This is a genomic window from Ruegeria sp. (assembly GCF_965221235.1).
Lineage (GTDB): Bacteria > Pseudomonadota > Alphaproteobacteria > Rhodobacterales > Rhodobacteraceae > Ruegeria.
The window spans coordinates 215,888-242,672 of the sequence record NZ_CBDCRS010000004.1; the positions used below are offsets into that span (position 1 = coordinate 215,888).

At 58.1% G+C, this 26,785-nt stretch carries 20 protein-coding genes; 11 read left to right on the top strand and 9 right to left on the bottom strand.

All coding sequences use genetic code 11. The features are described 5' to 3' along the window. Positions 1–43 precede the first annotated feature (43 nt). Positions 44–1,264 (top strand): MFS transporter, encoded by a 1,221-nt coding sequence (locus ACOQOY_RS04095; RefSeq protein ID WP_420584212.1) that lies wholly within the window; start codon positions 44–46, stop codon positions 1,262–1,264. A gap of 33 nt (positions 1,265–1,297) precedes the next feature. On the opposite strand, the gene ACOQOY_RS04100 is transcribed toward ACOQOY_RS04095, so the two are convergent. The 3 genes from ACOQOY_RS04100 to ACOQOY_RS04110 form a co-directional block, all read right to left on the bottom strand. Further along, positions 1,298–2,971, bottom strand: a complete 1,674-nt coding sequence (locus tag ACOQOY_RS04100; protein ID WP_420584213.1) for a flotillin family protein — start codon at positions 2,969–2,971, stop codon at positions 1,298–1,300. Between the two features lie 33 nt (positions 2,972–3,004). Beyond that, entirely contained in the window at positions 3,005–3,721 is a 717-nt protein-coding gene (locus ACOQOY_RS04105) for an OB-fold-containig protein (RefSeq protein ID WP_420584214.1), read from the bottom strand. A gap of 228 nt (positions 3,722–3,949) precedes the next feature. Then, a complete protein-coding gene (locus ACOQOY_RS04110; protein WP_420584215.1) occupies positions 3,950–4,885 on the bottom strand; it encodes a hypothetical protein in 936 nt (311 codons plus the stop codon). Between the two features lie 211 nt (positions 4,886–5,096). Between ACOQOY_RS04110 and metG the strand changes: the two genes are divergently transcribed. The 3 genes from metG to ACOQOY_RS04125 all read left to right on the top strand — a co-directional run bounded on the left by metG (position 5,097) and on the right by ACOQOY_RS04125 (position 11,384). Then, the gene (gene metG, locus ACOQOY_RS04115; RefSeq protein ID WP_420584216.1) at positions 5,097–6,815 is read left to right on the top strand and encodes a methionine--tRNA ligase; all 1,719 of its coding nucleotides are present in this window, start codon (positions 5,097–5,099) and stop codon (positions 6,813–6,815) included. Positions 6,816–7,082: 267 nt separating this feature from the next. Further along, on the top strand, positions 7,083–8,243 hold the full coding sequence (locus ACOQOY_RS04120; protein ID WP_420584217.1) for an efflux RND transporter periplasmic adaptor subunit: 1,161 nt from the start codon (positions 7,083–7,085) through the stop codon (positions 8,241–8,243). Positions 8,244–8,246: 3 nt separating this feature from the next. After that, positions 8,247–11,384 carry an efflux RND transporter permease subunit gene (locus ACOQOY_RS04125; protein ID WP_420584218.1) on the top strand — a complete coding sequence of 1,046 codons (3,138 nt, stop codon included), beginning with the start codon at positions 8,247–8,249 and terminating at the stop codon, positions 11,382–11,384. A gap of 34 nt (positions 11,385–11,418) precedes the next feature. Here ACOQOY_RS04125 and glpD read toward each other — a convergent pair whose 3' ends face one another. Next, positions 11,419–13,005, bottom strand: coding sequence for a glycerol-3-phosphate dehydrogenase (gene glpD / locus ACOQOY_RS04130; RefSeq protein ID WP_420584219.1), 1,587 nt, complete (start codon positions 13,003–13,005; stop codon positions 11,419–11,421). Between the two features lie 188 nt (positions 13,006–13,193). Here glpD and ACOQOY_RS04135 point away from each other — a divergent pair, with 188 nt between their 5' ends. From ACOQOY_RS04135 to ACOQOY_RS04150, 4 genes are all read left to right on the top strand, one after another. Beyond that, positions 13,194–13,973: a DeoR/GlpR family DNA-binding transcription regulator gene (locus ACOQOY_RS04135; RefSeq protein WP_420584220.1), complete on the top strand. Its 780-nt coding sequence runs from the start codon at positions 13,194–13,196 to the stop codon at positions 13,971–13,973. A gap of 175 nt (positions 13,974–14,148) precedes the next feature. Further along, positions 14,149–14,511, top strand: a complete 363-nt coding sequence (locus ACOQOY_RS04140; protein WP_420584221.1) for a DUF3302 domain-containing protein — start codon at positions 14,149–14,151, stop codon at positions 14,509–14,511. 21 nt (positions 14,512–14,532) lie between these two features. Continuing rightward, positions 14,533–15,678, top strand: a complete 1,146-nt coding sequence (locus ACOQOY_RS04145; protein WP_420584222.1) for an HlyD family secretion protein — start codon at positions 14,533–14,535, stop codon at positions 15,676–15,678. Between the two features lie 11 nt (positions 15,679–15,689). After that, positions 15,690–17,252, top strand: coding sequence for an efflux transporter outer membrane subunit (locus tag ACOQOY_RS04150; RefSeq protein WP_420584223.1), 1,563 nt, complete (start codon positions 15,690–15,692; stop codon positions 17,250–17,252). Positions 17,253–17,255: 3 nt separating this feature from the next. Here the strand turns inward: ACOQOY_RS04150 and mprF are convergent, their stop codons facing one another. Both mprF and ACOQOY_RS04160 read right to left on the bottom strand, forming a co-directional pair. Then, positions 17,256–19,865, bottom strand: a complete 2,610-nt coding sequence (mprF, locus tag ACOQOY_RS04155; RefSeq protein WP_420584224.1) for a bifunctional lysylphosphatidylglycerol flippase/synthetase MprF — start codon at positions 19,863–19,865, stop codon at positions 17,256–17,258. A gap of 91 nt (positions 19,866–19,956) precedes the next feature. After that, positions 19,957–20,385, bottom strand: coding sequence for an Lrp/AsnC family transcriptional regulator (locus tag ACOQOY_RS04160; RefSeq protein WP_420584225.1), 429 nt, complete (start codon positions 20,383–20,385; stop codon positions 19,957–19,959). An 86-nt stretch (positions 20,386–20,471) separates the two neighbouring features. Between ACOQOY_RS04160 and rocF the strand changes: the two genes are divergently transcribed. The 3 genes from rocF to ACOQOY_RS04175 are packed head-to-tail and all read left to right on the top strand — an operon-like array spanning position 20,472 to position 23,362. Continuing rightward, a complete protein-coding gene (gene rocF, locus ACOQOY_RS04165; protein WP_420584226.1) occupies positions 20,472–21,392 on the top strand; it encodes an arginase in 921 nt (306 codons plus the stop codon). Beyond that, positions 21,392–22,312, top strand: coding sequence for a citrulline utilization hydrolase CtlX (gene ctlX, locus ACOQOY_RS04170; protein ID WP_420584227.1), 921 nt, complete (start codon positions 21,392–21,394; stop codon positions 22,310–22,312). Before rocF ends, ctlX begins: the two co-directional genes overlap by 1 nt. Positions 22,313–22,321: 9 nt before the next feature. Beyond that, complete coding sequence (locus tag ACOQOY_RS04175) at positions 22,322–23,362, top strand: ornithine cyclodeaminase (RefSeq protein WP_420584228.1); 1,041 nt, start codon at positions 22,322–22,324, stop codon at positions 23,360–23,362. Positions 23,363–23,381: 19 nt separating this feature from the next. On the opposite strand, the gene ACOQOY_RS04180 is transcribed toward ACOQOY_RS04175, so the two are convergent. The 3 genes from ACOQOY_RS04180 to dctP form a co-directional block, all read right to left on the bottom strand. Further along, positions 23,382–24,785: a TRAP transporter large permease gene (locus ACOQOY_RS04180; protein WP_420584229.1), complete on the bottom strand. Its 1,404-nt coding sequence runs from the start codon at positions 24,783–24,785 to the stop codon at positions 23,382–23,384. Positions 24,786–24,788: 3 nt separating this feature from the next. Next, complete coding sequence (locus ACOQOY_RS04185; RefSeq protein ID WP_420584230.1) at positions 24,789–25,418, bottom strand: TRAP transporter small permease subunit; 630 nt, start codon at positions 25,416–25,418, stop codon at positions 24,789–24,791. 66 nt (positions 25,419–25,484) lie between these two features. Further along, entirely contained in the window at positions 25,485–26,501 is a 1,017-nt protein-coding gene (dctP, locus tag ACOQOY_RS04190; RefSeq protein WP_420584231.1) for a TRAP transporter substrate-binding protein DctP, read from the bottom strand. Between the last annotated feature and the right edge of the window lie 284 nt (positions 26,502–26,785).

Sequence of the window (26,785 nt, forward strand, 5' to 3'; positions counted from 1 at the left end):
AGGTGCGTGCATGCCGATCAGAATGCGCCAAGGTGCACCTGTCATGCGTACTATCATATCCTTCGCCGCCCTTTTTCTTTCTGTCATTCTGCTGCAACTTTCAAACGGCGGCGTTGGTCCGCTGGATGCTATCTCGGGCATAACCCTGAACTTCACGACCGAGCAGATCGGTCTGTTGGGGTCAGCCCATTTCATCGGCTTCTTTGTTGGGTGTTGGTGGGCACCGCGTCTGATGGGCAATATCGGCCACTCGCGCGCCTTTGCCGTTTGCACCGCGCTGGGTGCAATGGGGCTGATCGGACACACCCTGACCGACGACCCATATATCTGGGCCGCCCTGCGGATCGCTTCCGGCACCTGTGTGGCTGGCAGCTATACGGTGATTGAGGCCTGGCTAAACGCCAAGGTCAACAATGAAACCCGCGGACGTGCGATGGGGACCTATCGCTTTGTTGATATGGGTGCCTCTCTAGGGGCTCAGCTGATTATCGCGATTCTGCCGCCCGCATCATATGTCTCGTACAACCTGCTGGCTATTTTGTGTTGCGCGGCGCTGCTGCCCCTGACCCTGACCAAAGCCAGCCAACCCAAGACACCCGACGCCCCACGATTGCGCCCGAAACTGGCGTGGCAAAGTTCACCCCTGGCCGTTGCCGGCGTGATCGTTGCTGCGCTCAGCTCAGCGTCGTTTCGGATGGTCGGCCCGGTTTACGGGCAAGAAGTCGGGCTGGGCGTTGACCAGATCGCGTTCTTCCTTGCGTCCTTCGTCTTGGGAGGGGCTTTGGCGCAGTACCCGCTAGGCTGGCTGGCTGACAAATACGACCGGCGCTGGGTGCTGATCTGGCTGTCGGCCGCAGCAGTTGTAAGTTGCGGCGTGACAATGGCCGCAAGCGGTGCTGGCACTATCGGGGTAATGCTGGCTGCTGTGTTCTTTGGGTTGACCACCTTCCCGATCTTCTCGGTCTCATCCGCCCACGCCAACGACTTTGCCACAACCGAACAACGGGTCGAGTTGGCTGCCGCCCTGATGTTCTGGTATGCGCTTGGGGCTATCGCCTCCCCCTACATCTCGTCCACGTTGATCCAGCAATTTGGACCGGGCGCTTTGTTCGGGTTTGTCGCCGTCGGGCACTTTGGCCTGATCATCTTCGGCCTTGCCCGTATGAAATCGCGGCCAACGCCAGAGGAACGCACGAACTACGTTTATGCCCCACGCACGTCCTTCACCATTGGTCGATTGCTGAAACGATCCCGTGACGATTAAGAAAAAAGGGCCGGGAAATCCCGGCCCTTCTGTTTATTGCTGCGTCGGAGGGGTCTCTTCCTCCAACACCTCAACGCTGTTTGCTGGGTCAGGCGTCTGTTCCAACGCGCCGTTCACCACGCCGCCAACACCGTTTTCCATCGACAGGCCCAGCTCTTCACCCAGTTTCTTCAGCGCGGGCATCTGCACAGCCATACCCATGATCGAATCCAGCGCCTGATTGACCACTGGTTTGTCGCTGTTGGCTGCACCGCCAGCACCGGCTGCGCCGATGCCACCAACCTGATGGATCTTGATCGAGTCGATCTTTTCGGCCGGTTTGACCATCTCCGAGATAATCGACGGCATGGTCTCAATCCGCGCCAGATCGACCTTCATGCGGATCTGCTCGGCGGACAGAGCGTTGTCGGCCTCGACAATCGCGCGCTTACCTTCCGCTTCGGCCAGCATGTCGTTCTTCTTGGCCTCGGCCCGGATGTTCAGCGCATCCGCTTCGGCCTGAGCTTCCTCACGGCGGGCTTCTGCTCGGTCAGCGGCAGCTTCTTTCTCGGCCTGTGCGGCCAGACGGATCGCCGTGGCCTGACGTTCCGCCTCACGCGTCGCTTCGATCAGCGCGATCTGCTTCAGACGCTCAGCCTCTACCACTTCACGCGCGGTTGCCACAGCTTCGGTCGCCTTGGTCGCCTCGGCGCGAGCCAGATCAGCAGAAGCACGCGCGCGGCTTTCCTCTTCGGATTTCTGCGCGATGATGATCTGGCGTTCCTGCTCGGCCACTTCGATCTCACGCTCTTTGGCAATCTCCGCATCACGGATCTTACGCTCACGCTCAATCTCTGCTGCACGAATGGCTTCTTCACGGGCGATCCGAGCACGCTCGGTTTCACGAACCGAGTCTTCGGTCCGTGCCGCAATCTCAGCCTCTTGCGCCACGCGCAGGGTTTCGACCTTCTGGGTTTGCTCGATACGGGCCTGCGCCTCGTCCTGCTCGATCAGCAACTTCTGACGCTCGGCTTCCATCGCCGCACGACGCACCTCAACCTCAGCCTCGGCATCAATCTGCGCGCGTTCTTTTTTGGATACGGCAATGACCTCGGCCAGCTTGCGCATACCCACGGCGTTAAAGGCGTTGTTCTCATCCAGTGCTTCGAACGGCGTTTGGTCCAGCGCGGTCAGAGAGACTGATTCCAGCGACAGACCGTTTTTCAGCAGGTCCTCGGACACCGCATTCTGCACCTCTTGCACAAAGTCGGCGCGGTTCTCATGCAGACCATCCATTGTCATCTGAGCGGCCACGGCACGCAGACCGTCGATCAGCTTGCCTTCGATCATCTCGCGCAGTTGCTCGACGTCGAAAGTGCGGTCGCCCAGCGTTTGCGCGGCCCGCGCGATGCCCTCTTCTGTCGCCATGACCGAGACATAAAACTCGACGCCCACGTCGACACGCATCCGGTCTTTGGTGATCAGAGCGGCCTCACCGCTGCGCTGCACCTCAAGGCGCAGGGTTTTCATGTTTACGGGGCTAACCTCGTGCAGCAGCGGCACGATAATGACACCGCCATCCATGATGACCTTCTTACCGCCAGCGCCGGTTTTCACCAGACTGATCTCTCGGGTTGCGCGGCGATACAGGCGGCCAAGCACGAGGCCTATGAACAAAATTACCGCTAGAATGGTCACAACTGTGACGGCCAGGAATGTAAGTTCCATGCAAAATCCTCCGTTTTGGGGTTTGAAATTTGGTTACTCGGACAAGCCGACCAGAACGAACCGGTCACGCCGTCGGTCGCGCAGGACAAGCACCTCAGTGCCTTGCTCAAGCGTATCTTTGTCTTGCAAAGGCTCCGCCCGCAGGTAATGGGCGTTCCCATAGCGATCCATGACCCGCACTTCGGCAGGACGACCGCGAGAGGCCGTTCCCTGCGAAATAAATCCGCGGCGACGCGCCAACATCTTTTCAGACATTGCTTCGGTCTCGGTCTTGGGCAGAAGGCGGGCGAACACCGCGCCAAAGCCGCGCGCGAACCAAAGGCCGAATGCTCCGGCGGGGATTGCGGCGATCCAACTGGGCAGGTCAAAGCCCAACAGGTCGCGCAATGTCAGTTGCAAACCGATACCGCTGAGGCCGAACCCTGCCAAAAAGACCACCAGCCAGATCATGAAGGGCATCCGCCCCATACCCAGCCACGCCAAAGGTCCGGCGGGCGCACCATCGGGGACTTCGGTCTCTACTTCGGCCAGTTCGAACTCGCCCAGATCGACATCGGCGTCGATATCCAGATCGAAATCGGCAACGTCCAGATCGGGGGCATCGACGATGTCCAGATCGGCCTCACCACCACCTGCCATCAGGGTCCCGCCCAGCATCAGGGCGACCAGTTCCAGCCCCAACAAGCCAAACAAAAGCGCAAGCGAAATGGTAAAGGGCACAAACGCACCCTCAAGCAGAAAGCTGAACATCAGCACAGTGTCCCCGTTATTTTTGTATACTTTGGTATGCAATATAGATGGGAAGTCATCTCAGAATTTCAAGAGGTTGTGATTCTATGTTTCAACCAGAGGTTATTTGCACCACAAAACCGGGCGCAATCTGCATTCCTGACTGCGGGTCATTTTATTCTCAGGCCGTGCGAAAAGGGACACCCGCACGCCAGCCCGGGTGGTCACGATACTCTGCTATGCAAAAATTTAGTCGGATGGCTTTGGCGGCGGTGCCGGGATCATCTCGTCCAGGATCGCCCCGGCCTCGTATCCCAGCAGGTCAACTCGCATCCTCTCCGGATCTCCGAACGCCCAGGCACCGACGTGCCGCTGCATACGCACATACCCCGCATAACCGGCCAAGGCGTCGTTCCCGTGCGCATTCTCGGCAAACAAAATCTGCCCGGCTGCAACCTTTTCCGGCATCACGCGCTGCAAGTATAGCAGGACGACATTAACGTCTTTGACGCTGGAGCCGCCGTGATGCACGACGTACATCTTTGCCCATTCGTCATCGCTCATTGCTGCACGCGCGTCAGACACGGCGGAATGCAAAGCGTTCAACTCGGCGCGGGCCGATTTCTCCATATTCTCTGCCCAAATGGGCCGCATGTCGTTGATTGCCTTTGACACAACCTCACGCGTGATCTGGCCCTGATCCAGCGCGTCCTGAGCGAAGCTTCGGGCAATTTCGAGCATTTTACGTTGGCTCGCGACATCGTCCTCGGCAATGGCTAACCCGTCAATCACTGCAAGAAACGTGTCTATTTCTTTGACAATACTTGAAAACTCTTCCTTCCAGCGCTCATCGTCCGCATCAGGCCAAGGTGTCACGGCGCCGATAATTCCCAGGATGACATGCGACGTGGATTTCAGATGTTGGTAGGCTGGCGCATCCCTTGGATAGGTCGCCTCGCCGTTCCGGGTCATCACAGTGACATCGCGGGCGATAATCATGACAGGCCGGGTTTGCGCCGTAAGCGCGTCCTGACCACGATGAAAGATCGAGAGCATCGCGTGATCAAAGGCATGGACCGGATCATCTGAGGGTTTCTGATCGGCAAAGGCACTGATGGAAAACATAGCTGCGGCGCTGAAAAAGGCTGTAACAGCAGCACTGCGCCCTATCCTTGAATCTGGCATACTAAAATCCCCCCTGAGCTATGTGCGTCAGTCTACCATACATCATCGCCCCGCTCGGGGATAAATAGTCAACGTCGGTGCCATGATGCTCTGAGCGCAGCCTAAGTCGCGGAGTTACCCCCTCATTATTCATCGCGAGGATGAAAGCGGGCTTTTGCTGGCGGGGAACATACTGTAGACGAGCGCGCAGACAGATACGCGGATACGGAACATGGCTCGGATTCTCATTACCTCGGCGATCCCTTACATCAACGGGATCAAGCACCTCGGCAACCTGATCGGCTCGCAATTGCCTGCCGATCTGTACGCACGTTACCAGCGTGGCCGGGGGAATGAGGTCATGTTCCTGTGCGCCACGGATGAACACGGCACGCCCGCCGAACTGGCCGCCGCCAAGGCAGGTAAGCCGGTGGCCGAGTATTGCGCCGAGATGTATGGCGTTCAGGCCGATATCGCAAAACGCTTTGGCCTGAGCTTCGATCACTTTGGTCGCTCGTCCAGCGATCAGAATAAGAAACTGACCCAGCATTTCGCGGGCAAACTGGACGATGCCGGATTGATCCGTGAAGTGACTGAAAAGCAGGTCTATTCCAACGCCGACGGCCGTTTTCTGCCCGACCGCTATATCGAGGGCACCTGCCCCAATTGCGGGTACGAGCGCGCGCGCGGCGACCAGTGCGAGAACTGTACTAAGCAGCTGGACCCGACAGACTTGATCGAGCCACGCAGCGCAATCAGCGGCTCGACCGACCTTGAGGTGCGTGAGACCAAGCATCTGTATCTGCGTCAGTCGGCGATGAAGGATCAGTTGGACGCATGGATCGACAGCAAGACCGATTGGCCGATCCTGACCACCTCGATTGCCAAGAAGTGGCTGCATGACGGTGACGGCCTGCAAGACCGGGGTATTACCCGCGATCTGGACTGGGGTGTACCGGTCAAGAAAGGTGATCAGGAATGGCCGGGCATGGAAGGCAAAGTTTTCTACGTCTGGTTCGATGCGCCCATCGAATACATCGCCTGCGCAGGTGAATGGGCCGAAGCAAACGGCAAGTCGGATGCCGAATGGGAGCGCTGGTGGCGCACCGATAAAGGTGCCGACGACGTTCGCTATGTTCAGTTCATGGGCAAAGACAACGTGCCCTTCCATACCCTGTCCTTCCCGGCGACCATTCTGGGCTCGGGCGAGCCTTGGAAGATGGTCGATCACCTCAAGTCGTTCAACTACCTGAATTATGACGGCGGCCAATTCTCGACCTCACAGGGCCGCGGCGTGTTCATGGATCAGGCGCTGGAAATCCTGCCTGCCGATTACTGGCGCTGGTGGCTGTTGAGCCATGCGCCCGAAAGCAGCGACAGCGAATTCACGTGGGAGAACTTCCAGCAGTCCGTGAACAAGGACCTCGCGGACGTTCTGGGGAACTTCGTCAGCCGGATCACCAAGTTCTGCCGGTCAAAATTCGGTGAAGCTGTGCCCGAGGGTGGCAGCTATGGCGAGCGCGAGAACGCGCTGATCGACGAGCTCACCAAACGCGTCCGGGCCTATGAAGGACATATGGAGGCGATGGAGGTTCGCAAATCTGCACAGGAATTGCGGGCGATCTGGGTTGCTGGAAACGAGTATCTGCAATCCGCCGCCCCGTGGTCGACGTTCAAGGAAGACCCCGAACAGGCTGCCGCGCAAGTACGCTTGGGCCTGAACCTGATCCGCCTCTACGCGGTACTCAGCGCGCCGTTCATCCCCGAAACCTCGGCCAAGATGCTGAGCGCGATGAACACGCTGGACACCGGGTGGCCCGATGATGTCGCTGCCGCGCTGGAAGCGCTGCCCGCCGGACATGAATTCTCGGTCCCGGATGTGTTGTTCGCAAAAATCACCGACGAACAGCGCGAGGATTGGGAAACCCGGTTTGCCGGCACGCGGGACTGATCCGGCGCAAATTCAGAACCATCAGACAGGGGGCCAAACGGCCCCCTTTTTCTTTGCCCTTGTCAAACTCAAAGCTCCGAGGCCCCCATTCATCGGCCTAAGTCAGCCCAAAGACGGGAAAAAATTTGCGAATTGCCACAGGCTAATCGTATTCAACAAGCTTGAGATATAGTCGCAAAACAGCCATCCTGACCGGAAACTCAATCGACTCGCCGGGGCAGCCAACCTGCCCTGCACCAAATTCACGATTTTTACGAGGCGTGTGCCATGTCCCTTGCATTAAAGAATTCCAAACTCCGCCTGTACGGACCAGCCGCCGCCGCTGTGTTCTGTTTGGGACTGGCGCAGATGGCCACGGCTCAGGATCAAAGCGAAGCCGCCCCGCCAAAGGTTTCGATTGCGGCAGCCTACACGCAGGAAATCACCGAGGAAGCCACATTTATCGGTCGTGCCGAGGCGCTGGACAAGGCTGATATCGTTGCGCGGGTCAGCGGGTTTCTGGACAGTCAGAACGTTGAAGACGGTGCATTGGTAAACGAGGGTGACCTGCTGTTTACCATCGAGCCGGACCTGTATCAGGCCACGCTGGACGCGAGAAACGCCGACCTGGACCGGGCGCAGGCCAATCTGGAGCTGGCCAAAGTCGACCTGGCGCGAAAAGAAGAGCTGTATAAGCGCGACGCGACACCAGAATCCGAACGCGATATCGCCCGTGCCAATGAATTGGTGGCAGAGGCCGAGGTCAAAGCGGCAAAGGCCGCCATCCAACAAGCCGAACTGGACCTCAGCTATACTCAGATCCACGCCCCCTTTACCGGCCGCATTGGCCGGGTTGCGATCAGTGTCGGCGATGTGGTCGGGCCGACCAACCCTCCGCTGGTCAATATCGTCAGCGAGGCTCCGATCTACGTCAATTTCTCTGTGAACGAAAAGCAATTCACCTCGGTTCTTGAAGCCATTGGAGAGAACGCCTCATCCCTTACCGAAAGCGAAAGCAGCCCGAATGTACATGTCACCCTGCCCAACGGATCGGAACTTGATGAAACCGGCAAGATTGTCTTTGTCGACAACCGGATCGACCCTCTGACCGGTGCGATCACGATACGGGCCGAATTCGACAATACCGACCGGCTGATCATCGACGGGGCCTTTTTGAACGTCAGCATCGAAGCGCTTGAGCCCACGCTTGAGGTCCTGATCCCGCAGGCCGCTTTGCAACGCGATCAGCGGGGTGAATTCGTACTGGTCGTCAACGACAAGCAGATGGTCGAACAGCGCTATATCACCACAGGAGAAACTGTTGAATCGGCAGTCATCGTCAAAGACGGTCTGCGCGAAGGTGAAAGCGTGATTGTCGAAGGCCTGCAACGGGTACGCCCCGGTGTGGCTGTGGACGCCGTTGTGGCGTCTGAGCAGCCGGGAGAATAACCGATGTTCTCAGCCCTGTTCATCAGCCGGCCCAAGCTGGCGCTAGTCATTTCGCTGGTGCTGACCATCATGGGCGGTATCGGCTACATGGTTCTGCCGGTTGCGCAGTTCCCAGACATTACGCCTCCGGTCGTCAGTGTCACAACCACCTATACCGGTGCCAACGCCGAGACCGTTGAAAACACCGTTGCTGCGCCCATTGAGGCGCAGGTGAACGGCGTGGATGACATGATCTACATGACGTCCACATCGTCAGATAACGGCTCGTATTCGTTGAACATTACCTTTGAGGTCGGGACCGATCCCGATATCGCATCGGTGAACGTGCAGAACCGCGTGGCACAGGCGATGTCATCGCTGCCAAGCGAAGTGACCTCATCCGGTGTTGTGACGCAAAAGGCGTCGACCAACATGCTGCTTCTGGTGACGTTGACCTCGCCCAACAGCACGTATGACAGTGTTTTCCTGTCGAACTATGCTTCGATCAACCTGAAAGACGCTTTGGCACGGATTCAGGGCGTTGGCAGAGCGGATGTTCTGACCAACCTCGAATACGCGATGCGGATCTGGATGGACCCGGATCAGATGGCAGCCCTGTCGATCACTCCGGGCGACGTGATCAACGCCATCCGCGAACAGAATATCGAGGTCTCTGCCGGTTCTATCGGTTCGCCCCCGGTGCCGGAAGGCCAGACATTTCAGTACACGATCAAGACCAAAGGTCGCCTGACCTCGGCTGCTGAATTCGGAGACATTGTGATCCGCACCGGTGATGCGGGGTCGATCGTTCGGGTCAAAGACATCGCGCGAGTCGAACTGGGTGCGCAGTTCTACTCAGCCTCGGGCTACTTCCAGGCGGTTCCGGCCACGGTAATCGGCATCTATCAGGCCCCCGGAGCAAACGCACTCGCCGTGTCTGAACGCGTGCAGGCCGAACTTGAGCGCCTGTCCCGATCCTTCCCTACCGATGTGGAATATCAGGTTCCGTTCAACACCACAGACTTTGTGGAACAATCCCTGAATGACGTGGTCTCGACCCTGATCCTGACTTTCATTCTGGTGATCTCGGTTGTGTTCGTCTTCCTGGGCAGTTGGCGGGCGACGATTATTCCTGCCGTCGCGATCCCGGTGTCACTCATCGGGACATTCGCGTTCCTGCTGGCTTTTGGCATGTCGTTGAACACGATCTCTTTGTTCGCGCTGGTGCTGGCTATCGGGATCGTGGTGGATGACGCCATCGTGGTGGTTGAAAACGTCGAACGGATCATCGCGGATGAGGGGCTGTCCCCCGCCGAAGCGACCCGCAAAGCGATGGGCCAGATCACTGGACCGGTGATCGCGACCACGCTGGTTCTGCTGGCGGTGTTCGTTCCCGTGACCTTCATGCCGGGCATTTCGGGGCGGCTTTATTCGCAGTTTGCGGTGACGATCTCGACCGCCGTGGTGATCTCTTCAATCAACGCGCTGACGCTATCTCCGGCCTTGTGCGGACTGGTGCTGCGGGCGCGGTCCGGCCCGCCCAAAGGGCTGTTGGCGGTGTTCGAAAAGTTCATCGGGACGGTGCGCGGTGGCTATGTCGCCATTGTGCGCAAGCTGCTGATCCTGCCGGTGGTTGCGCTGGGTGTGATCGTCGCGCTTGCGATGGGAACCGGGACGATTATGTCGAACACGTCCAGCGGCTTTATCCCGCTTGAGGATAACGGCTATCTGTTCGTGGACATCCAGTTGCCTGACGCCGCCACGTTGGAGCGGACCGAGACCGTCTCGGCCCGTGTCGACGAACAAATCCGGGAAATCCCCGGCGTCGCAAGTACTGTTCTGGTCAACGGTTTCTCACTGCTGAACGGAACGACCACCAACGGCGCGGCGATCTTTGTGAACCTGACCAATTGGGATGAGCGGCAAGAGGACGACCTGAGCGCAAACGCAATCCTCGCGAAGGTTCTGGCCATTGCTAACGGTGAATCCGCAGCTTCAATCGTGGCCTTCAACCCCCCGCCCATTCAGGGTTTGGGTATGTCGGCCGGTGTCGAGATGGAGGTGCAGCAGACCGGCGGTGGTTCTCCACAGGATCTGGCCTCGGCCGTCGGGTCGTTCGTCTACGCGGCGAACCAGCGACCCGAAATCGGACAGGCCTACACGACATTCCGCGCGAACGTACCCCAGCTGTTCGTCGATTTGGACCGAGAGAAAGCCAAGACACTCAACGTGTCCGTGGCCGAGATTTTCCAGACCATGCAGGCGCAATTGGGTTCGTATTACGTGAACGACTTTAACCTGTTTGGCCGGGTCTATCGCGTGATGATCCAAGCGGACGGCAGCTATCGCGATAATGTCGAGGATATCTCGAACCTCTATGTCCGTTCGCAACAGGGTGACATGGTACCGCTTGGGACACTGATCGACGTGGAAAACGTGCTGGGTCCGGTGCTGTTGAAACGGCACAACCTGTTCCGGTCGGCCACCGTTACGGCGGTGCCTGCTCCGGGTCTGTCCAGCGGCGACGCGATCAATGTCATGACCGAGGAGTCGGCCACCGCCCTGCCCCCTGGCTATGCCTTTGAGTGGACAGGGACGGCGCAGCAACAGCTGGCTTCGGGTAGTCTGGTGATCGTGATCCTTGGGTTGGCGATCCTGTTCGGATACCTGTTCCTTGTCGGTCAATACGAAAGCTGGACGATGCCCGTGTCGATCCTGTTGTCGGTGATCGTAGCCCTATTCGGGGCGGTGGCCGCCGTGGCCATCGTGGGCAGCGACATCAACCTCTATACGCAGATCGGGATGATCATGCTTGTGGGACTGGCCTCAAAGAACGGCATTCTGATCGTCGAATTCGCGATGGAGCAACGGGCCAAAGGCCTGTCGATCAAGGACGCCGCTGCCGAGGCCGCATTCCAGCGTTTCCGCGCGGTGATGATGACCGCCCTGTCCTTCCTGTTGGGGGTTGTGCCGCTGCTGGCGGCCAACGGTGCGGGTGCGGCCAGCCAAAAGGCCATCGGCGTTGCCGTCTTTGGCGGCATGCTGGCGGCCACGCTGGTCGGCGTCATTCTGGTGCCTGTCCTATACGCCCTCATGCAGGGCCTCAGAGAGTGGATCAAGGGCAGCAAGAACGATCCCGGTCCATCTGAGGAAACCGCATAACGCAAAAGCCCCGCCAATCCGGCGGGGCTTTTTCTTAGGCAGCTGCGTCTACGCTGCGTTGATCCATCCACGTTTGTATCCGGGCTATTTGTTCAGCGGACAGGCGCAATCCCAGCTTGTTTCGACGCCAGACAACATCCTCGGCCGTGCGCGCGTATTCTTTGTCCATCAGCCACTCAAGTTCCCGCGCGGTCAATGTGGCACCAAACCCTTCACCCAAATCTTCGGTTGTCGCAGCATCCCCTAATAGAATCCGTGCATCGGTGCCATAGGCTCGCACAAGGCGTTCGGCCCAGGCCCGGTCAAGAAAGCAGTAATCAGCCTCAAGACCGGCTACCAGATCCTGCACGCCATCAACCGGGAAATCGCCCCCGGGTAAGGCGACACCTGCCGTCCAAGCACCGGGCAGGTCCGGGAAATGCTCAGCCACTTTCTCAAGCGCATGTTCCGCCAAGCGCCGGTAAGTCGTGATTTTGCCACCAAAGACGTTCAGCACCGGAGCGCCGCTATGCGCATCGACCTTCAGCGTGTAGTCCCGCGTCGCTGCCGTCGCGCTGCTGGCCCCATCATCATACAGCGGGCGCACTCCGGAATAGGTCCAGACGATATCCTCACGAGTGACAGGTCGCTTAAAATACTTCGACGCGAAGGCGCACAGGTATTCTTGCTCTTCTTCGGTACAGACCGGAGGTTCCGAGGGATCTGAGTGGTCCTGATCCGTCGTGCCAATCAGGGTAAAGTCGCGCTCATACGGGATGGCAAAGATGATGCGGCCATCCTCGCCCTGAAAGAAATAGCATTTGTCGTGGTCAAACAGCCGAGGAGTCACGATATGACTGCCCCGCACCAGCCGGACCCCTTCGCGAGAGTTCACATAGATTTTCGTCTGGATGATGTCACCGACCCAAGGCCCGCCCGCGTTGATCAGCATTCTGGACCAGATAACCCGAGTCTGATCACTATCGCGACTTTGGACCGTCACCTTCCAAAGATCATCGACACGCTCAGCAGACAATACTTCGGTGCGGGTCATGATGTCCGCGCCGCGCGCCTCAGCATCGCGGGCATTGAGGACAACCAGACGGGAATCCTCGATCCAGCAGTCTGAATACTCATAGGCCGTTTCAAACTTGTCCTGCAAAACCCGCCCCTCAGGCGCGGCTCTAAGGTCCAGCGAGGCCGTACCCGGCAGGATTTTTCGCCCGCCCAGATGGTCATACATGAACAGCCCCAGCCGGATCAGCCACGCCGGACGTCGCCCCTTCATCCACGGCATCACCGTACTCAGCAATCGGGAAGTCGGCGTTTCGGAATCGAACCGCATATCTGCGTGATACGGCAGCACAAACCGCATCGGCCAACTGATATGCGGCATTGCTCGCAGCAGGGTTTCACGCTCGATCAGCGCCTCACGCACAAGCCGGAATTCAAAGTATTCCAGATACCGCAAACCGCCGTGAAACAGCTTGGTCGAGGCTGAAGACGTTGCCGAAGCCAAATCATTCATCTCGGCCAAAGACACCGATAGCCCCCGCCCGGCTGCATCGCGCGCGATGCCGCAACCGTTGATGCCGCCACCGATGATGAAAAGGTCCGAAATCTGCTGGTTTGCCTGTTCCATATCCAGATGATTCCCACTGTTGGAATTTGCGCGCTCATTAACCGCAGATAGTATCGCTTCGTCAATGTGGATTTTCGTTTATGTTCGCTTTGCCGCAGATTACGGTAAAAAAAGCAGTTAGTCACGACTAACCCTTGCAAAATCCTAAAATTAGAACAAAACCGAACATATCCCTGCTGGAGCCAATCGTGTCCCTTTCCTTTCGCCAAACTGACATTCTGAACATCGCCAGACAGGATGGCCGCGTTGTGGTCGAAGAACTAGCCGCGCGGTTCGACGTTACCGTGCAAACCATCCGCCGCGACCTGTCCGAACTGGCGGATATGGGAAAGCTGGATCGCGTGCACGGTGGCGCGGTTCTACGGTCCGGTGTTTCGAACATCGGGTATGAGGATCGCCGCGCCCTGAACGCCGGCGTCAAAACGCGGATAGCCCAGGCCTGTGCGCAAAATATCCCTGACGGGGCTTCTGTATTTCTGAATATCGGCACCTCGACCGAGGCGGTTGCCCGTCAATTGCTGAACCACAAAGACCTGATGGTGGTGACGAACAATATGAACGTTGCCAATATCCTCGTCGAAAACCCAAACTGCCAAATTGTCGTGGCCGGAGGTGTTTTACGGCGCTCGGATGGCGGTCTGATCGGCAACCTTACCATTTCGACCATTGAGCAGTTCAAATTCGACTATGCAATCATCGGGTGTTCAGCGATGGATTCCACTGGCGACCTGCTGGATTTTGACTTTCAAGAGGTTCGCGTCAGCCAGACAATAATCGCGCAAGCCCGCCGGACATGTCTTGTGGCGGATCACTCAAAATTCCAGCGCAGCGCCCCCGCAAGGATCGCCTCTCTGTCAGAGGTTGATGCGATTTATACCGACTATGCCCTGCCCGAGCAGTTGGCCGCCAAATGCGCCGAGTGGCAAACACAGATTAACATTTGCCCGACGTCAGACGATTCGCCTTAAGCGCGCGCAGACCGCTTCTCATCACGATAAGCGTGTGCATATTGAACGACCGACCTGTCGCGGCAGTCCGACGCGCCGTGTATACCCGCATTTTCAACGTGTCCTGACAAAGTGATTGACGAACCGGTTGCTAACGGCAGAGGATTGGGCAACCTTCCCAAAAGGAGGCACGAGCATGGGCTTATTGGGGCAGCCACTTGGCTACTATGATTATCTGACTTTTGTGGCATTGATTCTGCTGCTGGCCGCAGTCATGGGGCTTTTCATTTTCATCATGGGCCTGCCGGGGCGGATCGCAATCAAGCGTAACCATCCACATGCCGAGTCCGTCAAGATCATGGGGTGGATGGGTTTTCTGGCCGTCGTTCCCTGGGTTCACGCCTTCATCTGGGCCTTCCATGACAGCGCCACCGTCGATATCCGCCGTATGCCTGATGACGAACGTGACGCGGTGCGCAAGGAAATCAAGAAGTTAGGTGGCACCTTGAACGAAGAATACCGCGACCCGCTGGACCCAGACGAAACGCAGAAAAGCTAAGGCCAAAGGAAGTCACAGAATATGTTTGTCGCCCTCGGCATTACGCTGTTCTACATCATTTTCGTCTGGTTCATTTTCTTCAAAATGCAATGGCTGAAGTTCAACATCGCCTGGGGCATCGTGTCCTTCTGGGTCGGTGCGCATCTGCTGTTGATCTTTCTGGTCGCGCTGCGGTTCTTCCAGCCGTTTTCCATCGACAGCCACGTGGTCCGCTCAACCATCCAGATCGTGCCTCGGCTGACCCAACCGACCCTTTTGACCGAAGTTCTGGTTGAACCGAATACCGAGGTTAAGAAAGGCGATCCTCTCTATCGCTTTGATGACACCGTATTCGCGTTAGAGGTTGAAGAGGCCACCGCGCAGCTGGTGGCCGCCGAGCAGAACGCCAAAATCCTTGAACAGGATGTGATTGTCGCCGCCGAAAACGTCGAACGCGCGAATGCGCAGCTTGCCTATGCCCTGACCCAACAGTCGCGCTATGAAACCCTCGTTCCTGCGGGCGGTGCGCGTCAGGATGAGTTGGATCGCTGGAACGAACAAGTCACCGAGGATCAGGCCCAGATCAAAGAGGCGGAAGCGAATCTTGAAAAAGCACAACTGGCGCTGGACTCGCAGATCGACGGGGTGAATACAGGCATCCTTCAGGCGCAGGCGCAGTTGGAGAAAGCTCAGTACTTTCTTGATAACACGACGATTTACGCGCCCGAAGACGGTATGATCGTCTCACAGCAGGCCCGTCCGGGTCTGGTTGTCGGGGAAATCCGGCTGGGTGCAATTGCCAGCTTTGTGACCAAAGAAAACCCCTACATTCTGGCCACCTACCGGCAGCAGAACCTGAAATTCGTCGAACCCGGCCAAGAGGTCGAAGTGGCTTTGGACCTCTATCCCGGTGAGATTCTGAAGGGCAAGGTCGAGGCGATCTGGTGGGCGACGCGTCAGGGCCAGTATCTTCCGTCAGGCCGCCTGCCTGGTTTTGAGCTACCAAAACTACCGGGGCGGATTGCGGTGCAGATCTCGGTCGATGTCCCGGACGGGCACACCTTCCCCGCCGGTGGCCACGCGGCCGTGGCCATCTACACCGGTCAGGGCAAAAGTTTTGAGTTCCTGCGGCGCATCAATATCCGCCTTTATTCCTTCGCCAACTTCATCCGACCATTGGATATCTGAGGACGCATGTCATGATCCGGGCCAGACTACAACGCAGACTGATCGGCACCGCCCTGTGCGCGGCCCTGCTGGCTGGCTGCGCTCCGGTTGGCCCGGATTTCGTGCGCCCGAACTCTCCGGTCGTGAAGGAATGGATCGAGGTGAACAGCCCCAGCGCAGGCGCCAGCGGCCTGACCTCGCGTAGCGCGCCCGTTGTGAAATGGTGGGAGACATTCAACGACCCCACTCTGAATAAGCTGATCGCCGAGGCCTATGCTCAAAATCTCGACCTGCAAGTGGCCGGTGCCCGTGTCTTGCAGGCCCGCGCGCAGCTTGGGATCGCGTTCGGCGAACTCTATCCGCAGTCACAGGCCATCGGTGCCTCGATCGAGCGGCGCCAACTCAGCGACAATCTTGGGCCGATTGAAGATATTCGGCGGATCATCCCTTTGGATACCGAGTTTTCGACCTCGCAGGTCGGGTTTGATGCGCAATGGGAACTGGATGTCTGGGGTCAGCAACGGCGCGGTGTTCAGGCCGCCCGATCCAATCTGGCGCTGCAAGTTGCGAACTATGATGACGCGCTGGTGACACTGACCGGAGACGTGGCCGCGTTGTACGTGAACATCCGGGCCTTGCAGGAGTCGCTGGCTGTGGCACGTGAGAATATCACGCTGCAACAGGAAGCCGCTGATCTGACCCAGTTGCGCTTTAACAACGGCGTGACGACCGAGTTGGATGTGCAGGAATCTACTGCTCTGCTGAACAACACCAAGGCACTGGTGCCCGCAATTGAAAGCGATATCCAGCAGGCCAAGAACGCGCTGGCAGTTTTGCTGGGGGCGACACCGTCACGCATGACCAGCCTATTGGGCAATACCGGGCGCATTCCCTCGGCCCGGTCCAATGTGGCCGTAGGCGTTCCGGCCGAACTGCTGCGCCGCCGCCCGGATGTACGTGCGGCCGAGCTGGCTGCGGCTACACAATCAGCGCAGGTCGGTATCGCGCTGGCCGACCTTTACCCGCAGTTCATCCTGTCAGGGTCGATTGGCCTTCAGGCTTCGGGTGGTCGTGATCTGTTCAGCTCGAACAGTAATACCGGGCTGGCCAGCGCCGGGGTTGTCTGGAATGTGCTGAATTACGGCCGGATCAAGAACAACGTCCGTGCGCAGGATGCCGCCTATCAGGCGCTGATCGCAAATTACCAGAACACCGTGTTGACCGCCTATTCCGAGGTCGAAAGCGCGATGGTGGCCTATGCCCAGTCGCGTAAACAGGTGGGGTTCTATGAAAACAGCGTTTCCGCCTCGCGCAAAGCTGCCCAGATTGCGGTGGATCAATACCGTGACGGGATTGCGGACTACTCTCGTATCCTCAACACCCAAACGGCGCTGCTGAGATCGCAAGCCAACCTGATCGAGGCGCGGCAGCAGGTCTCCAGCAATCTGGTCGCCGTATACAAAGGTCTGGGCGGGGGCTGGCAGATCCGTCAGAATCAGGAGTTTCTGCCCGAAACCGTGCTGGCCGAGATGGTCTATCGCACCGACTGGGGTGATCTGCTGCAACAGGACCCGACACGGGCCAGCCTGAACTGACCGCTATTTGGTCAGGCCACGCAGCCCGCCCGAGATCAGGATATTCACCTCATACAGAATGCGCGGTGCGGCGAATCCACCAGGACTGGCCAGATAGTTCGGGCTCCATTCCGGGTCGAATTTCTGTTTGAACGACCGCAACCCTTCGAAGTGATAGAACTGCTCGCCATGTTCATAGACGAACCCACCGACGCGGTTCCAGAACGAGGCGAGCTGCCGGTTCTCAATCCCTGAAAACGGCGCGGCACCAAGTGAGAACCAATGGAACCCCTGCTCTGCCCCCCATGACATCATCTCGGCAAAGAGCGCGTCCATGACAAAGCTGGGGCTATCGGGCTCATAACGCATCAGGTCCAGAGACAATTCGGATTTGTGGCCACCCTGAAACAAGTTCGCAAAGGCAACAATCTGTCCGGTATCGCCGGCCCTGAGCACAGCATGGTCGAAGTAAGACAAGTAGGCGTCGTCGAAGCCGCCAAGCGCAAAGCCTTTCTCTTCGCCTGCTTTGTTTTGTAGCCAATCATCCGAGATATTGCGCAGCTCGGGCAGGACTGGGGCCAGTTCCTCTTTTGGAATGATCTCAAACACATAGCCTTCGCGTTCGGCCCGGTTCTTGGCCTGCCGGAACCGTTTACGAGACTTGCCGTCCAGCGAGAAATCCTTGAGCGGAACCCGTGCGACCTCGCCTATTTTCAGGATCGACAGGCCAAGGTCCAAGAAGGTGGGTAGGTACTTGGTAGACACGCTGTAAAACGCGCAGAGCTTGCCTTCGCGATCCGCCATTTCGCGCAATTGCCAGATCAATTGCTGCCCGGCCTTTTCATCGCCTACTGGCTCACCCTTCGTGATCAGCGCGTTGCCGGTGTCGGCATAGGCAAGAAATGCGCTGTCGTCCGGTGCGATCAGGAATTGCTTGTCACCGGTCAACGAAATCTGCGCCTCGGTATCTTCGCTTTCCAGAGCCAGACGTTCAACGACCGGTGGGATTTCTGTGCGCACTGCTTCAGGAATTTCCCGTCCAAACAACGAGTTCACGGCCACTACACCAAGGATCACCGCGACCACCAGACTGGACCGCAAAAACCGCGAGGCATCGCCGTTCCAAGCGAATTCCCACCACAACGCGTTCTGGTATTCGACGTGGGAATAGGCGAACAGCCCGATCCAGAAGATGACGGCCAGCAGAGCGATGACACTGACCAGCCACGGTATGTTCAGGCGAAAGATCGACGCGCCGCTGACACGGTAAAACGCGCCTCGGAACGTCGCCAGAACAGCGATAGAGGCCAACATGCCAATCGCTTCGTGCGTATCCAGCCCCTTGGTCAGCGAGGCCACGAACCCTGCCAGCATCAGCAACATCGCCGCGATCCACGCCCGGTAGAGTTTGCGGAACAGTCCGCGTGACACAAGGATCAGCAACACGCCAACTACGCTGCCTGCAAGATGTGAGGCCTCAACAAAGGAAAGAGGTAGAAAATCCCGCAAAACACCAAGGCTCTGACTGCTGGACGGCAAAGCGCCCGAAACCAGCAGGATGATCCCAGCAGCAGCCGTCACACCTGCGGCCACCATCGGAACAATCGGCCGGATCGCGCGATAAACCCACGTAGCGGCCCCGCTGATATGGTGGCGATGCGTCAGGGCAGAGGCGACAGCGATCGACAGACTGGCAATCACAAATGGCAGGAACGTGTAGACCAGCCGATACAGCAGCAAGGCCGCGATCACGTCAGAACGGCCTGATGCCCCCAGCCCTGCAATCAAGGTCGCCTCGAACGCGCCTATCCCGCCCGGAGCATGGCTGAGAATTCCAACCGCGATGGCACCGATAAAGATCGTGAAGAAATAGGGATACCCAACCCCAAGGTCGGAGGGAATCAACGTATACAGCACCATCGAAGCGCCGAACAGATCACCGATCGCGGCCAGGGTTAGTAATCCCGCCAGTTTGCCGCCGGGCAGGTTGAACCCAAACCCGCCATAGGCCAGTTTGCGCCCGCCCTTTGCCAGCCAGAGGAACAGAACCACCAGCCCCGCAAGCAGACTTAGCCCGATAACGGTTTCAGTGGTGTCGCTGATCGGCAGGATTTTGGATATCCCATCCGGGTGCAGGGTGAACAATATACCCAGCAACAGAACCAGACCGGACCAAAAGGCGATCCACGATGTCGCGATAACCCCGGCGACGCGGCTAAGGTCCAAACCTAGCGACGCATAGATGCGATAGCGGATTGCGGTCCCGGTGATGTAGGAAAACCCAAGACAGTTCGACACCGCATAACCGCTGGCCCCGGCCATGCCTGCTACGGTCAACGGCACTTCGCCCTTTGCCACGCTCTGAACGGCCAAAACATCGTACATGGACAGGGACAGAAAGCTGAAGCAAGTCCAGCACAGGGCAATGAACATCAGCGTCCAGGATGTGTTCGCGACATCCGTCTGCACGTCTGACCATTTCACGTGTTGTGACAGCTCATGTAGAACCACCAACGCGATCAGCATGACCAGAATCGGAACCGCAATCCGCAAAACCGGTTTTTCGAGAAACCCAGTGACCCGCTCAGCCAATCGAACGGCCCACAGTTCTTTGTCGGTTTCCTGCGCGGTCATGGCCTCTCCCTGCTCTGCGCGTCCGCAACGGGATATGCGGCGCAGGGCAACTCTGGCACAATTTCCTTGAACCTCAAAGCTCTAGACGCGGTCAGAGGCGTCCTTTGCGTGTAGACAGAAGCAGGTTGGTTTCGGATCGGGTGATCCCCTCCATCCGACGGATCTGAAACAGAACCTCATCCAGTTCGGCCAGCGTCTCAGTGCCGATCTCAGCGATCAGATCCCAACCGCCATTGGTGGAATGCACGGCCCGTACCTGACGCAGCGCCGCGATTCTGGCCATTGTGCGTTCGGTTCCACGACCCTCGATCTCAAGCATCATAAGCCCGCGCACGGGGCTTTCCGCAACATCCTGCCGGGTGAGCACCGTAAAACCCACGATCTCACCCGATTGCTTCAGGCGGTTCAGGCGGCTTCGTACCGTTGTTCGGGTGACACCCAACGTTTCAGAAAGCTCAGACAACGAGGCCCGCGCATCCCGGTGTAGCGCGCTGAGCAATCTACTATCCAAATCGTCCATAGTGCCTTCTCAATTCGAAATTTCTTGTTCCATTTTGAACATTTTGCCTTCTTCCCGCAACCCAGCTTGTCCGCCTAGATAAACATATGGAGAATAAACACGTAATTTTGGTCGGCGCCCCGATGGACGCAGGCAAACGCCGTCAGGGCTGCCGAATGGGGCCTGAGGCTTATCGCGTGGCAGGTCTGGATCAGGCTCTGTCAGATCTTGGATGTCAGGTTACCGACTTCGGCAATATTAGCCCCGACGCCACAGACACCCCCGAGCACGACCACCTCTTTGCCCTGCCCGAAGTCATTGGCTGGACCAGCGCACTTAGCCGTGCAGCGCAGGAGGCAGCCACACAGGGCTTGCCGATCTTTATGGGTGGCGACCACGCCCTTTCGATGGGCACCGTTGCCGGTATGGCCGCACATGCCGAGCAGGCAGGACGGCCCCTATTCGTCCTTTGGTTGGATGCACACAGCGATTTTCACACGCCTGAGAGCACCGGCAGCGGAAACCTGCACGGCACTCCGGTGGCGTATTTCACGGGTCAGCCCGGGTTTGACGCCTTCCCTCCCGTCCCTGCCCCGGTTCCGACCGACCGTGTCGGTATGATCGGCCTGCGATCAGTCGATCCGGCTGAACGCGCCCGGTTGGAACAAGACCGCGCCATGCTGGCAGACATGCGCAGCATTGACGAACACGGGATCAAGGCCCCTCTGATTGCGTTTCTGGACCGTGTTCGAGCCGAGGACGGCATTCTTCACGTCTCGCTTGATGTTGATTTCCTCGACCCGTCCATCGCGCCTGCGGTCGGCACCACTGTCCCCGGCGGAGCAACCGAACGCGAGGCGCATCTGGTGATGGAGTTACTGCACGAAAGTGGCCTTGTTTGCTCACTGGATCTGGTCGAGCTCAACCCGTTTCTGGACGAACGCGGCCGTACCGCAAAACTGATGGTCGATCTGGCCGCCTCATTGCTGGGCCGCCGCATTTTTGACCGCCCAACCCGGAGCTTCTGATGCAGTCCCTGCAAGCCCCCTCGGCCGTGGTGATGATCCGGCCTCACGCCTTTACCTCGAACCCCGAGACCCACGATGACAATGCATTTCAGACACTGGCCAACCACGCGGCAGCGGCGACATCGGCCGAAGCGCGCGACGAACACGACACAGCGGTCGCTCAACTGCGCGAAGCCGGGGTGCGAGTTCATGTGTTTGACGACCACGGCGACCGGGACACGCCCGACAGCGTCTTTCCGAACAACTGGTTTTCAACCCATCCCGGCGGCCATGTGGCAATCTATCCGATGTTCGTTCCCTCGCGTCGGCGCGAACGCCGCGCGGATGTCATCGAATTGTTGAAACAGGAATACCGCGTACAGGACGTGATCGACTATTCTGGGTTGGAACAGGACAAGCTTGCGCTGGAAGGCACCGGTGCGATGGTTCTGGATCACGTGGGTCGCGTTGCCTACACGGTCAAATCCAACCGCGCTGATCCCGTGTTGCTCGAGCGTTTCTGCACTCATTTTAACTATGAGCCCATTGTGTTCGAAGCGCAGGATGCTGAGGGGCGCGATGTGTATCATACCAATGTCCTTATGGGCATCGGCACCGAATACGCCCTGATCTGTCTGGATATGATCACCGACCCTGAACGGCGCGCGACGGTTAAGGCTCGGCTGGAAGAGTCTGGTCGCACCGTCATCGACCTGACCCATGATCAAATCGCCGAGTTTGCGGGTAATGCTATCGAACTCAGCGGGCGCGACGGTCTGGTTCTGGCCCTGTCCAGCCGGGCGCTTGCGGCGCTGACACCCGAACAAATCGCAACAATCGAGGCCAGCGCGACGCCGCTGCCGCTTTCGGTTCCCACAATTGAAACTGCCGGTGGATCCGTGCGCTGCATGATTGCCGGCGTCCACCTGTCCCGCCGATAGGAGACCCCGATGCAACCTTCTGACAAGGCGCTTGTGCCCTTCGTGTCCGTCGACAATATGATGCGACTGGTGCATCACATCGGGGTCGAACAGATGATTACTCAGATCGCTGCCCAGATCGAAGCCGATTTCAAACGCTGGGAGAGCTTTGACAAAACCCCGCGCATTCCAGCCCACTCACCCCATGGCGTGATCGAGCTGATGCCCACTTCGGATGGCGAGGCTTATGGCTTCAAATATGTAAACGGCCACCCCAAGAATACGTCCGAGGGTCTACAGACGGTAACGGCCTTTGGTCTTCTCGCAGATGTGTACACCGGATACCCGACCCTGCTGACTGAGATGACAATGCTGACCGCACTGCGGACCGCGGCAACATCGGCATTGGTGGGCAGTTACTTGGCTCCGAAGTCATCCTCAGTCATGGCCATGATCGGCAACGGCGCACAGTCAGAGTTCCAATGTCTGGCCTTCAAGGCGATGTGCGGGATCACCACCGTTCGCCTCTATGACACTGACGCCAACGCCACCAAAAAATGTGCTACCAACCTGCAAGGCAAAGGCCTGACCGTCATACCCTGTGCCACCCCTGAAGAGGCCATTGAAGGCGCACATATCATCACCACCTGCACAGCAGACAAGAAATACGCGACGATCCTGACCGATAATATGGTCGGCCCCGGCGTCCACATCAACGCCATCGGCGGTGACTGCCCCGGCAAGACCGAGTTGCACCGCGATATCCTGCTACGTTCGGAGATTTTCGTCGAATACCCCGAGCAAACCCGGATCGAAGGCGAAATTCAGGCACTAGACGACGATCATCCTGTCACAGAGATGTGGCAAGTCATTACCGGTCAGGCCGAGGGCCGCCGCGACGATCACCAGATCACTCTGTTCGACAGCGTAGGTTTTGCAATCGAGGATTTCTCAGCCCTGCGCTATGTTAAATCGGCCATTGAAGACACCGAGTTTTTTGAACCTCTGGATATGCTGGCTGACCCGGATGACCCGCGCGACCTGTTCGGCATGTTGATGCGAGCTGGTTAACCCCTCGCAAAAATCCTGCTCAACCAGCAAGTGACGGTAGGTAGAGCACGATGCCGGGGAATGCCACAAGCAGAGCAATAGTGACGGCGTCTGCGATGAAAAACGGCGTCACGCCCTTGAAGACGTCCTGAACACTCAGATCAGGTCGTACACCCGCCACGACAAAGCAGTTCAGGCCGATGGGGGGCGTGATCAGACAGAACTCGGCCATTTTGACGACCAGAATACCGAACCAGATCGCGCACATCGGGCCGGACATGCCAAAGGCGCTTTCGGCCGCGCTGACTGTTTCGCCTCCGTTCAGGGCCATGACAGCGGGATAGACCACGGGCAGAGTCAGCAAGAGCATACCGATCGCGTCCATGAACATTCCCAGCACGGCATAGGCCAGCAGGATACAGATCAGGATCAGCATCGGAGACATTTCCAGCGAAGTAATCCAGTCAGAAAACGCACCCGGCAAATCGGCGAAGCCCAGAAAGCGCACGTAGATCAGAACGCCCCAAATGATCGAAAAGATCATCGCTGTCAGTTTGGCGGTCTCCAGCAATGCAGACTTCAACTCGGTCCAGCGCATGCCGTGGAACAGGGCAAAGCAGAAGACGATGAAAGCGCCGATGGCCCCACCTTCGGTCGGAGTCCCCCAAGCCTTTTCTCCAAAAGGGTTGTAGACAAAGCAGATGATGATCAGGATCACCGCGACAATCGGGAAGGCCCCCGGTAAAGCCGCAAAGCGTTGCTTCCACGTAAAACCGGTCACCGGAGGGCCGACAGATTTGAATATCACGGCAATGCCCACAATGAGCAAACCGTAAACTACGGCTGAAAATGCCCCCGGAATGAACCCGGCCAACAACAGCTTGCCCACGTCCTGCTCAACGATGATGGCATAGATCACAAGGATGGCCGAAGGTGGGATCAGCGAGGCCAACGTGCCTCCGGCGGCGACAACACCGGCGGCGAATTGTTTGTTGTAGCCGACCTTGAGCATCTCGGGGATGGCGATGCGGGCAAATACGGCGGACGTCGCGACCGAAGCGCCAGACACAGCCGCGAATCCGGCGGTGGCGAATACTGTCGAAACGGCCAAGCCGCCTGGCACCCAGGCCACCCAGCGTTTGGCTGCCTCGAACAGCGCGCGGGTCAGGCCTGCGTAATACGCCAGATATCCGATCAGGATGAAGGTCGGGATCAGGCTGAGCGTATGTGCCGCGACTTTGGAATGCGGCACCTGCCCCGCGGTTTTGACGGCGACCGTCAGCGCCTTGCCAAAACGGTCAGGGTCGTAGCCGAACTTGGCCCAGAAAATCCAGACCAGCCCTACCAATCCGGCCAGCCCGGCGGCGAAGGCGACGCGCATACCGGTGAACACCAGAACCAGCAGGCCGCCGGTGACCCACAGGCCAATGTCAATCGTGTCCATGCGCTAGTCCTGCCCTTCGAATTGTTCGGCCTCAGCCGCTGCCTGCGCCGCCGCGTCCTGGATCAGAGGCACAGCCACGGGGTTATCCAGCCCCAACACAAAAGCGCGCCCATATCCCCAGATTTGCAGCAGCAACCGAACGCACAGCACCGAAAACGCCACCGGGGCCAGCAGCTTGGCGGGCCAGAGCGGGATGCCAATGTCGATCGAGCTGTCACGGCTCCAAAGGGGTGCGCCGAAATCGAAAGACCGGTCGAAATGGGACCAACTGCCCCAGACCAACGCCAGCATCAGGACAAGTATCAGAATGACCGAGATCAACTCGAACAGCCACAGCGCGCGCCCGTGAAGACGCGCGATCACAATGTCCATGCGGATATGTCCACCGCTGCGCTGCACGAAAGATATGCCAAGGAAGGCGATCAGTGGCATGGCTTGTTCAATCCAATCCACATAGCCAGGCAGAGGCGCGTTGATTGCATTACGCCCGCTGACCGAGACGACGGCCAGAACCATCAGGCCAAACACTGCCAGCCCGCTGATCAGCGCCAAAAACTGCTCTAGCTTCAATAGGTGACGATCCAGCCGACTGAGGCGGCTGCCATCCTCAAGCACCGTGGCCTGTCCTGCCATTCCGGTGATCCCCTGTATTCTTTGAATTGGTGTCCGGGCGCCCGGTCAGGCACCCGGATCAAGTGATCAGTTGCCGCCGCGCTGTTGTTGCAGCGTGGCCTGGACCAGATCATAAAGGTCTTGCGCAGGCAGACCCTGAGCGGCCATGTCTGCGATCCACTGCTCGCGGATCGGATCAGCCGCTTTGGTGCGGAACTCTTCAATCACGGCATCGTCGATTTCGACTTTTTGAACACCCTTTTCGGACAGGACGCTGTCCCACTGCTCCAGCAGGCCACCATAATTTGCCAGATAGTGTTCAATCGCCTCGTCAATCGAGCTGTCCAAAGCTTCTTTGTGTTCGGCGGGCAGCGCGTCATAGGCCTCGATATTCACCACAACCGGACAGTTCACCGTGCCGGGGTTCAGGTTTGCGGTCCACCAGTCGGCCTCATTAATAGTGCCAAAGGACAGGTGCGCGTGCTGAGCGAAGGCGACGGTGTCGACCACACCTGACTCCATTGCGTTGAATGCCTCGGTTGCAGGAACCGAGGTCGGCACGCCACCGACCGCTTCGAATGCTTGCCCCAGACCGCCAGTTGCGCGGACGCGCATTCCTTCAAATTCGGCCAGTTCGTCACGCGGCTCACCAGTACCTACGATGTTGTACTGTGGCATGGGCGAGGTCATGATAATACGCGCATTCCACTGCGCCATCTCATCCTTAACCGCCGGGTGGTCATAGACTGCGTGACTGACGGCCACCTCTTCTTCCAGCGTATTCACACCCAGAAACGGCAGTTCCAGAACGGTGATCGCTCGGTTCTTGTCACGGTGGTAGCCCGCGCAGAACTGGGCCATTTCAAACGCGCCGATCTCGATCCCATCCAGATTCTCGCGCGGCTTCGACAGGCCGCCATAGCTGACATTGATAGTGAAGTCGCCGTTCGTCTTCTCGCTGACCAGTTCTGCCAGCTTCTCAACATGTTCGGTGAAGGCCCGACGCTTGCCCCAGACAGAAGCGTTCCATTCCGTGGCTGCTGCCTCGGAAACAAAGGCAACACACAAGGCGGCAGCGGCGGCGCCGCTCAACATCTTTTTCATCATGATTTCTCCCTTTGGTGCGCTTCTTGCTCAAGCGCTTGGAACCAAAGCTAGCGCCAACATATGAATGTGCCAACCCCTGCCTCGCACAGCTATGCGGCAATCACCGGCACCAACAACCAAAAGATGAGTCAGTGATGCAGGAATTGGCAGTCCCGTCAGCCATCTGGATCTGTAATTTCTGTGACATCTATCCAATTATTTTAAATTAGTTTTTCTCCCTATCGTCCAATTTATTTACAATTTTGCGCCTAGTAGAAAAACATTTTTACAAACTAATCCAA

What these genes read in the sequence shown, in the direction of transcription:
- ACOQOY_RS04095 (WP_420584212.1), top strand. Translation starts at nt 44, where the DNA reads ATGCGTACTATCATATCCTTCGCCGCCCTTTTTCTTTCTGTCATTCTG.
- ACOQOY_RS04100 (WP_420584213.1), bottom strand. Translation starts at nt 2,971, where the DNA reads ATGGAACTTACATTCCTGGCCGTCACAGTTGTGACCATTCTAGCGGTA.
- ACOQOY_RS04105 (WP_420584214.1), bottom strand. Translation starts at nt 3,721, where the DNA reads ATGTTCAGCTTTCTGCTTGAGGGTGCGTTTGTGCCCTTTACCATTTCG.
- ACOQOY_RS04110 (WP_420584215.1), bottom strand. Translation starts at nt 4,885, where the DNA reads ATGCCAGATTCAAGGATAGGGCGCAGTGCTGCTGTTACAGCCTTTTTC.
- metG (WP_420584216.1), top strand. Translation starts at nt 5,097, where the DNA reads ATGGCTCGGATTCTCATTACCTCGGCGATCCCTTACATCAACGGGATC.
- ACOQOY_RS04120 (WP_420584217.1), top strand. Translation starts at nt 7,083, where the DNA reads ATGTCCCTTGCATTAAAGAATTCCAAACTCCGCCTGTACGGACCAGCC.
- ACOQOY_RS04125 (WP_420584218.1), top strand. Translation starts at nt 8,247, where the DNA reads ATGTTCTCAGCCCTGTTCATCAGCCGGCCCAAGCTGGCGCTAGTCATT.
- glpD (WP_420584219.1), bottom strand. Translation starts at nt 13,005, where the DNA reads ATGGAACAGGCAAACCAGCAGATTTCGGACCTTTTCATCATCGGTGGC.
- ACOQOY_RS04140 (WP_420584221.1), top strand. Translation starts at nt 14,149, where the DNA reads ATGGGCTTATTGGGGCAGCCACTTGGCTACTATGATTATCTGACTTTT.
- ACOQOY_RS04145 (WP_420584222.1), top strand. Translation starts at nt 14,533, where the DNA reads ATGTTTGTCGCCCTCGGCATTACGCTGTTCTACATCATTTTCGTCTGG.
- ACOQOY_RS04150 (WP_420584223.1), top strand. Translation starts at nt 15,690, where the DNA reads ATGATCCGGGCCAGACTACAACGCAGACTGATCGGCACCGCCCTGTGC.
- mprF (WP_420584224.1), bottom strand. Translation starts at nt 19,865, where the DNA reads ATGACCGCGCAGGAAACCGACAAAGAACTGTGGGCCGTTCGATTGGCT.
- ACOQOY_RS04160 (WP_420584225.1), bottom strand. Translation starts at nt 20,385, where the DNA reads ATGGACGATTTGGATAGTAGATTGCTCAGCGCGCTACACCGGGATGCG.
- rocF (WP_420584226.1), top strand. Translation starts at nt 20,472, where the DNA reads ATGGAGAATAAACACGTAATTTTGGTCGGCGCCCCGATGGACGCAGGC.
- ctlX (WP_420584227.1), top strand. Translation starts at nt 21,392, where the DNA reads ATGCAGTCCCTGCAAGCCCCCTCGGCCGTGGTGATGATCCGGCCTCAC.
- ACOQOY_RS04175 (WP_420584228.1), top strand. Translation starts at nt 22,322, where the DNA reads ATGCAACCTTCTGACAAGGCGCTTGTGCCCTTCGTGTCCGTCGACAAT.
- ACOQOY_RS04180 (WP_420584229.1), bottom strand. Translation starts at nt 24,785, where the DNA reads ATGGACACGATTGACATTGGCCTGTGGGTCACCGGCGGCCTGCTGGTT.
- ACOQOY_RS04185 (WP_420584230.1), bottom strand. Translation starts at nt 25,418, where the DNA reads ATGGCAGGACAGGCCACGGTGCTTGAGGATGGCAGCCGCCTCAGTCGG.
- dctP (WP_420584231.1), bottom strand. Translation starts at nt 26,501, where the DNA reads ATGAAAAAGATGTTGAGCGGCGCCGCCGCTGCCGCCTTGTGTGTTGCC.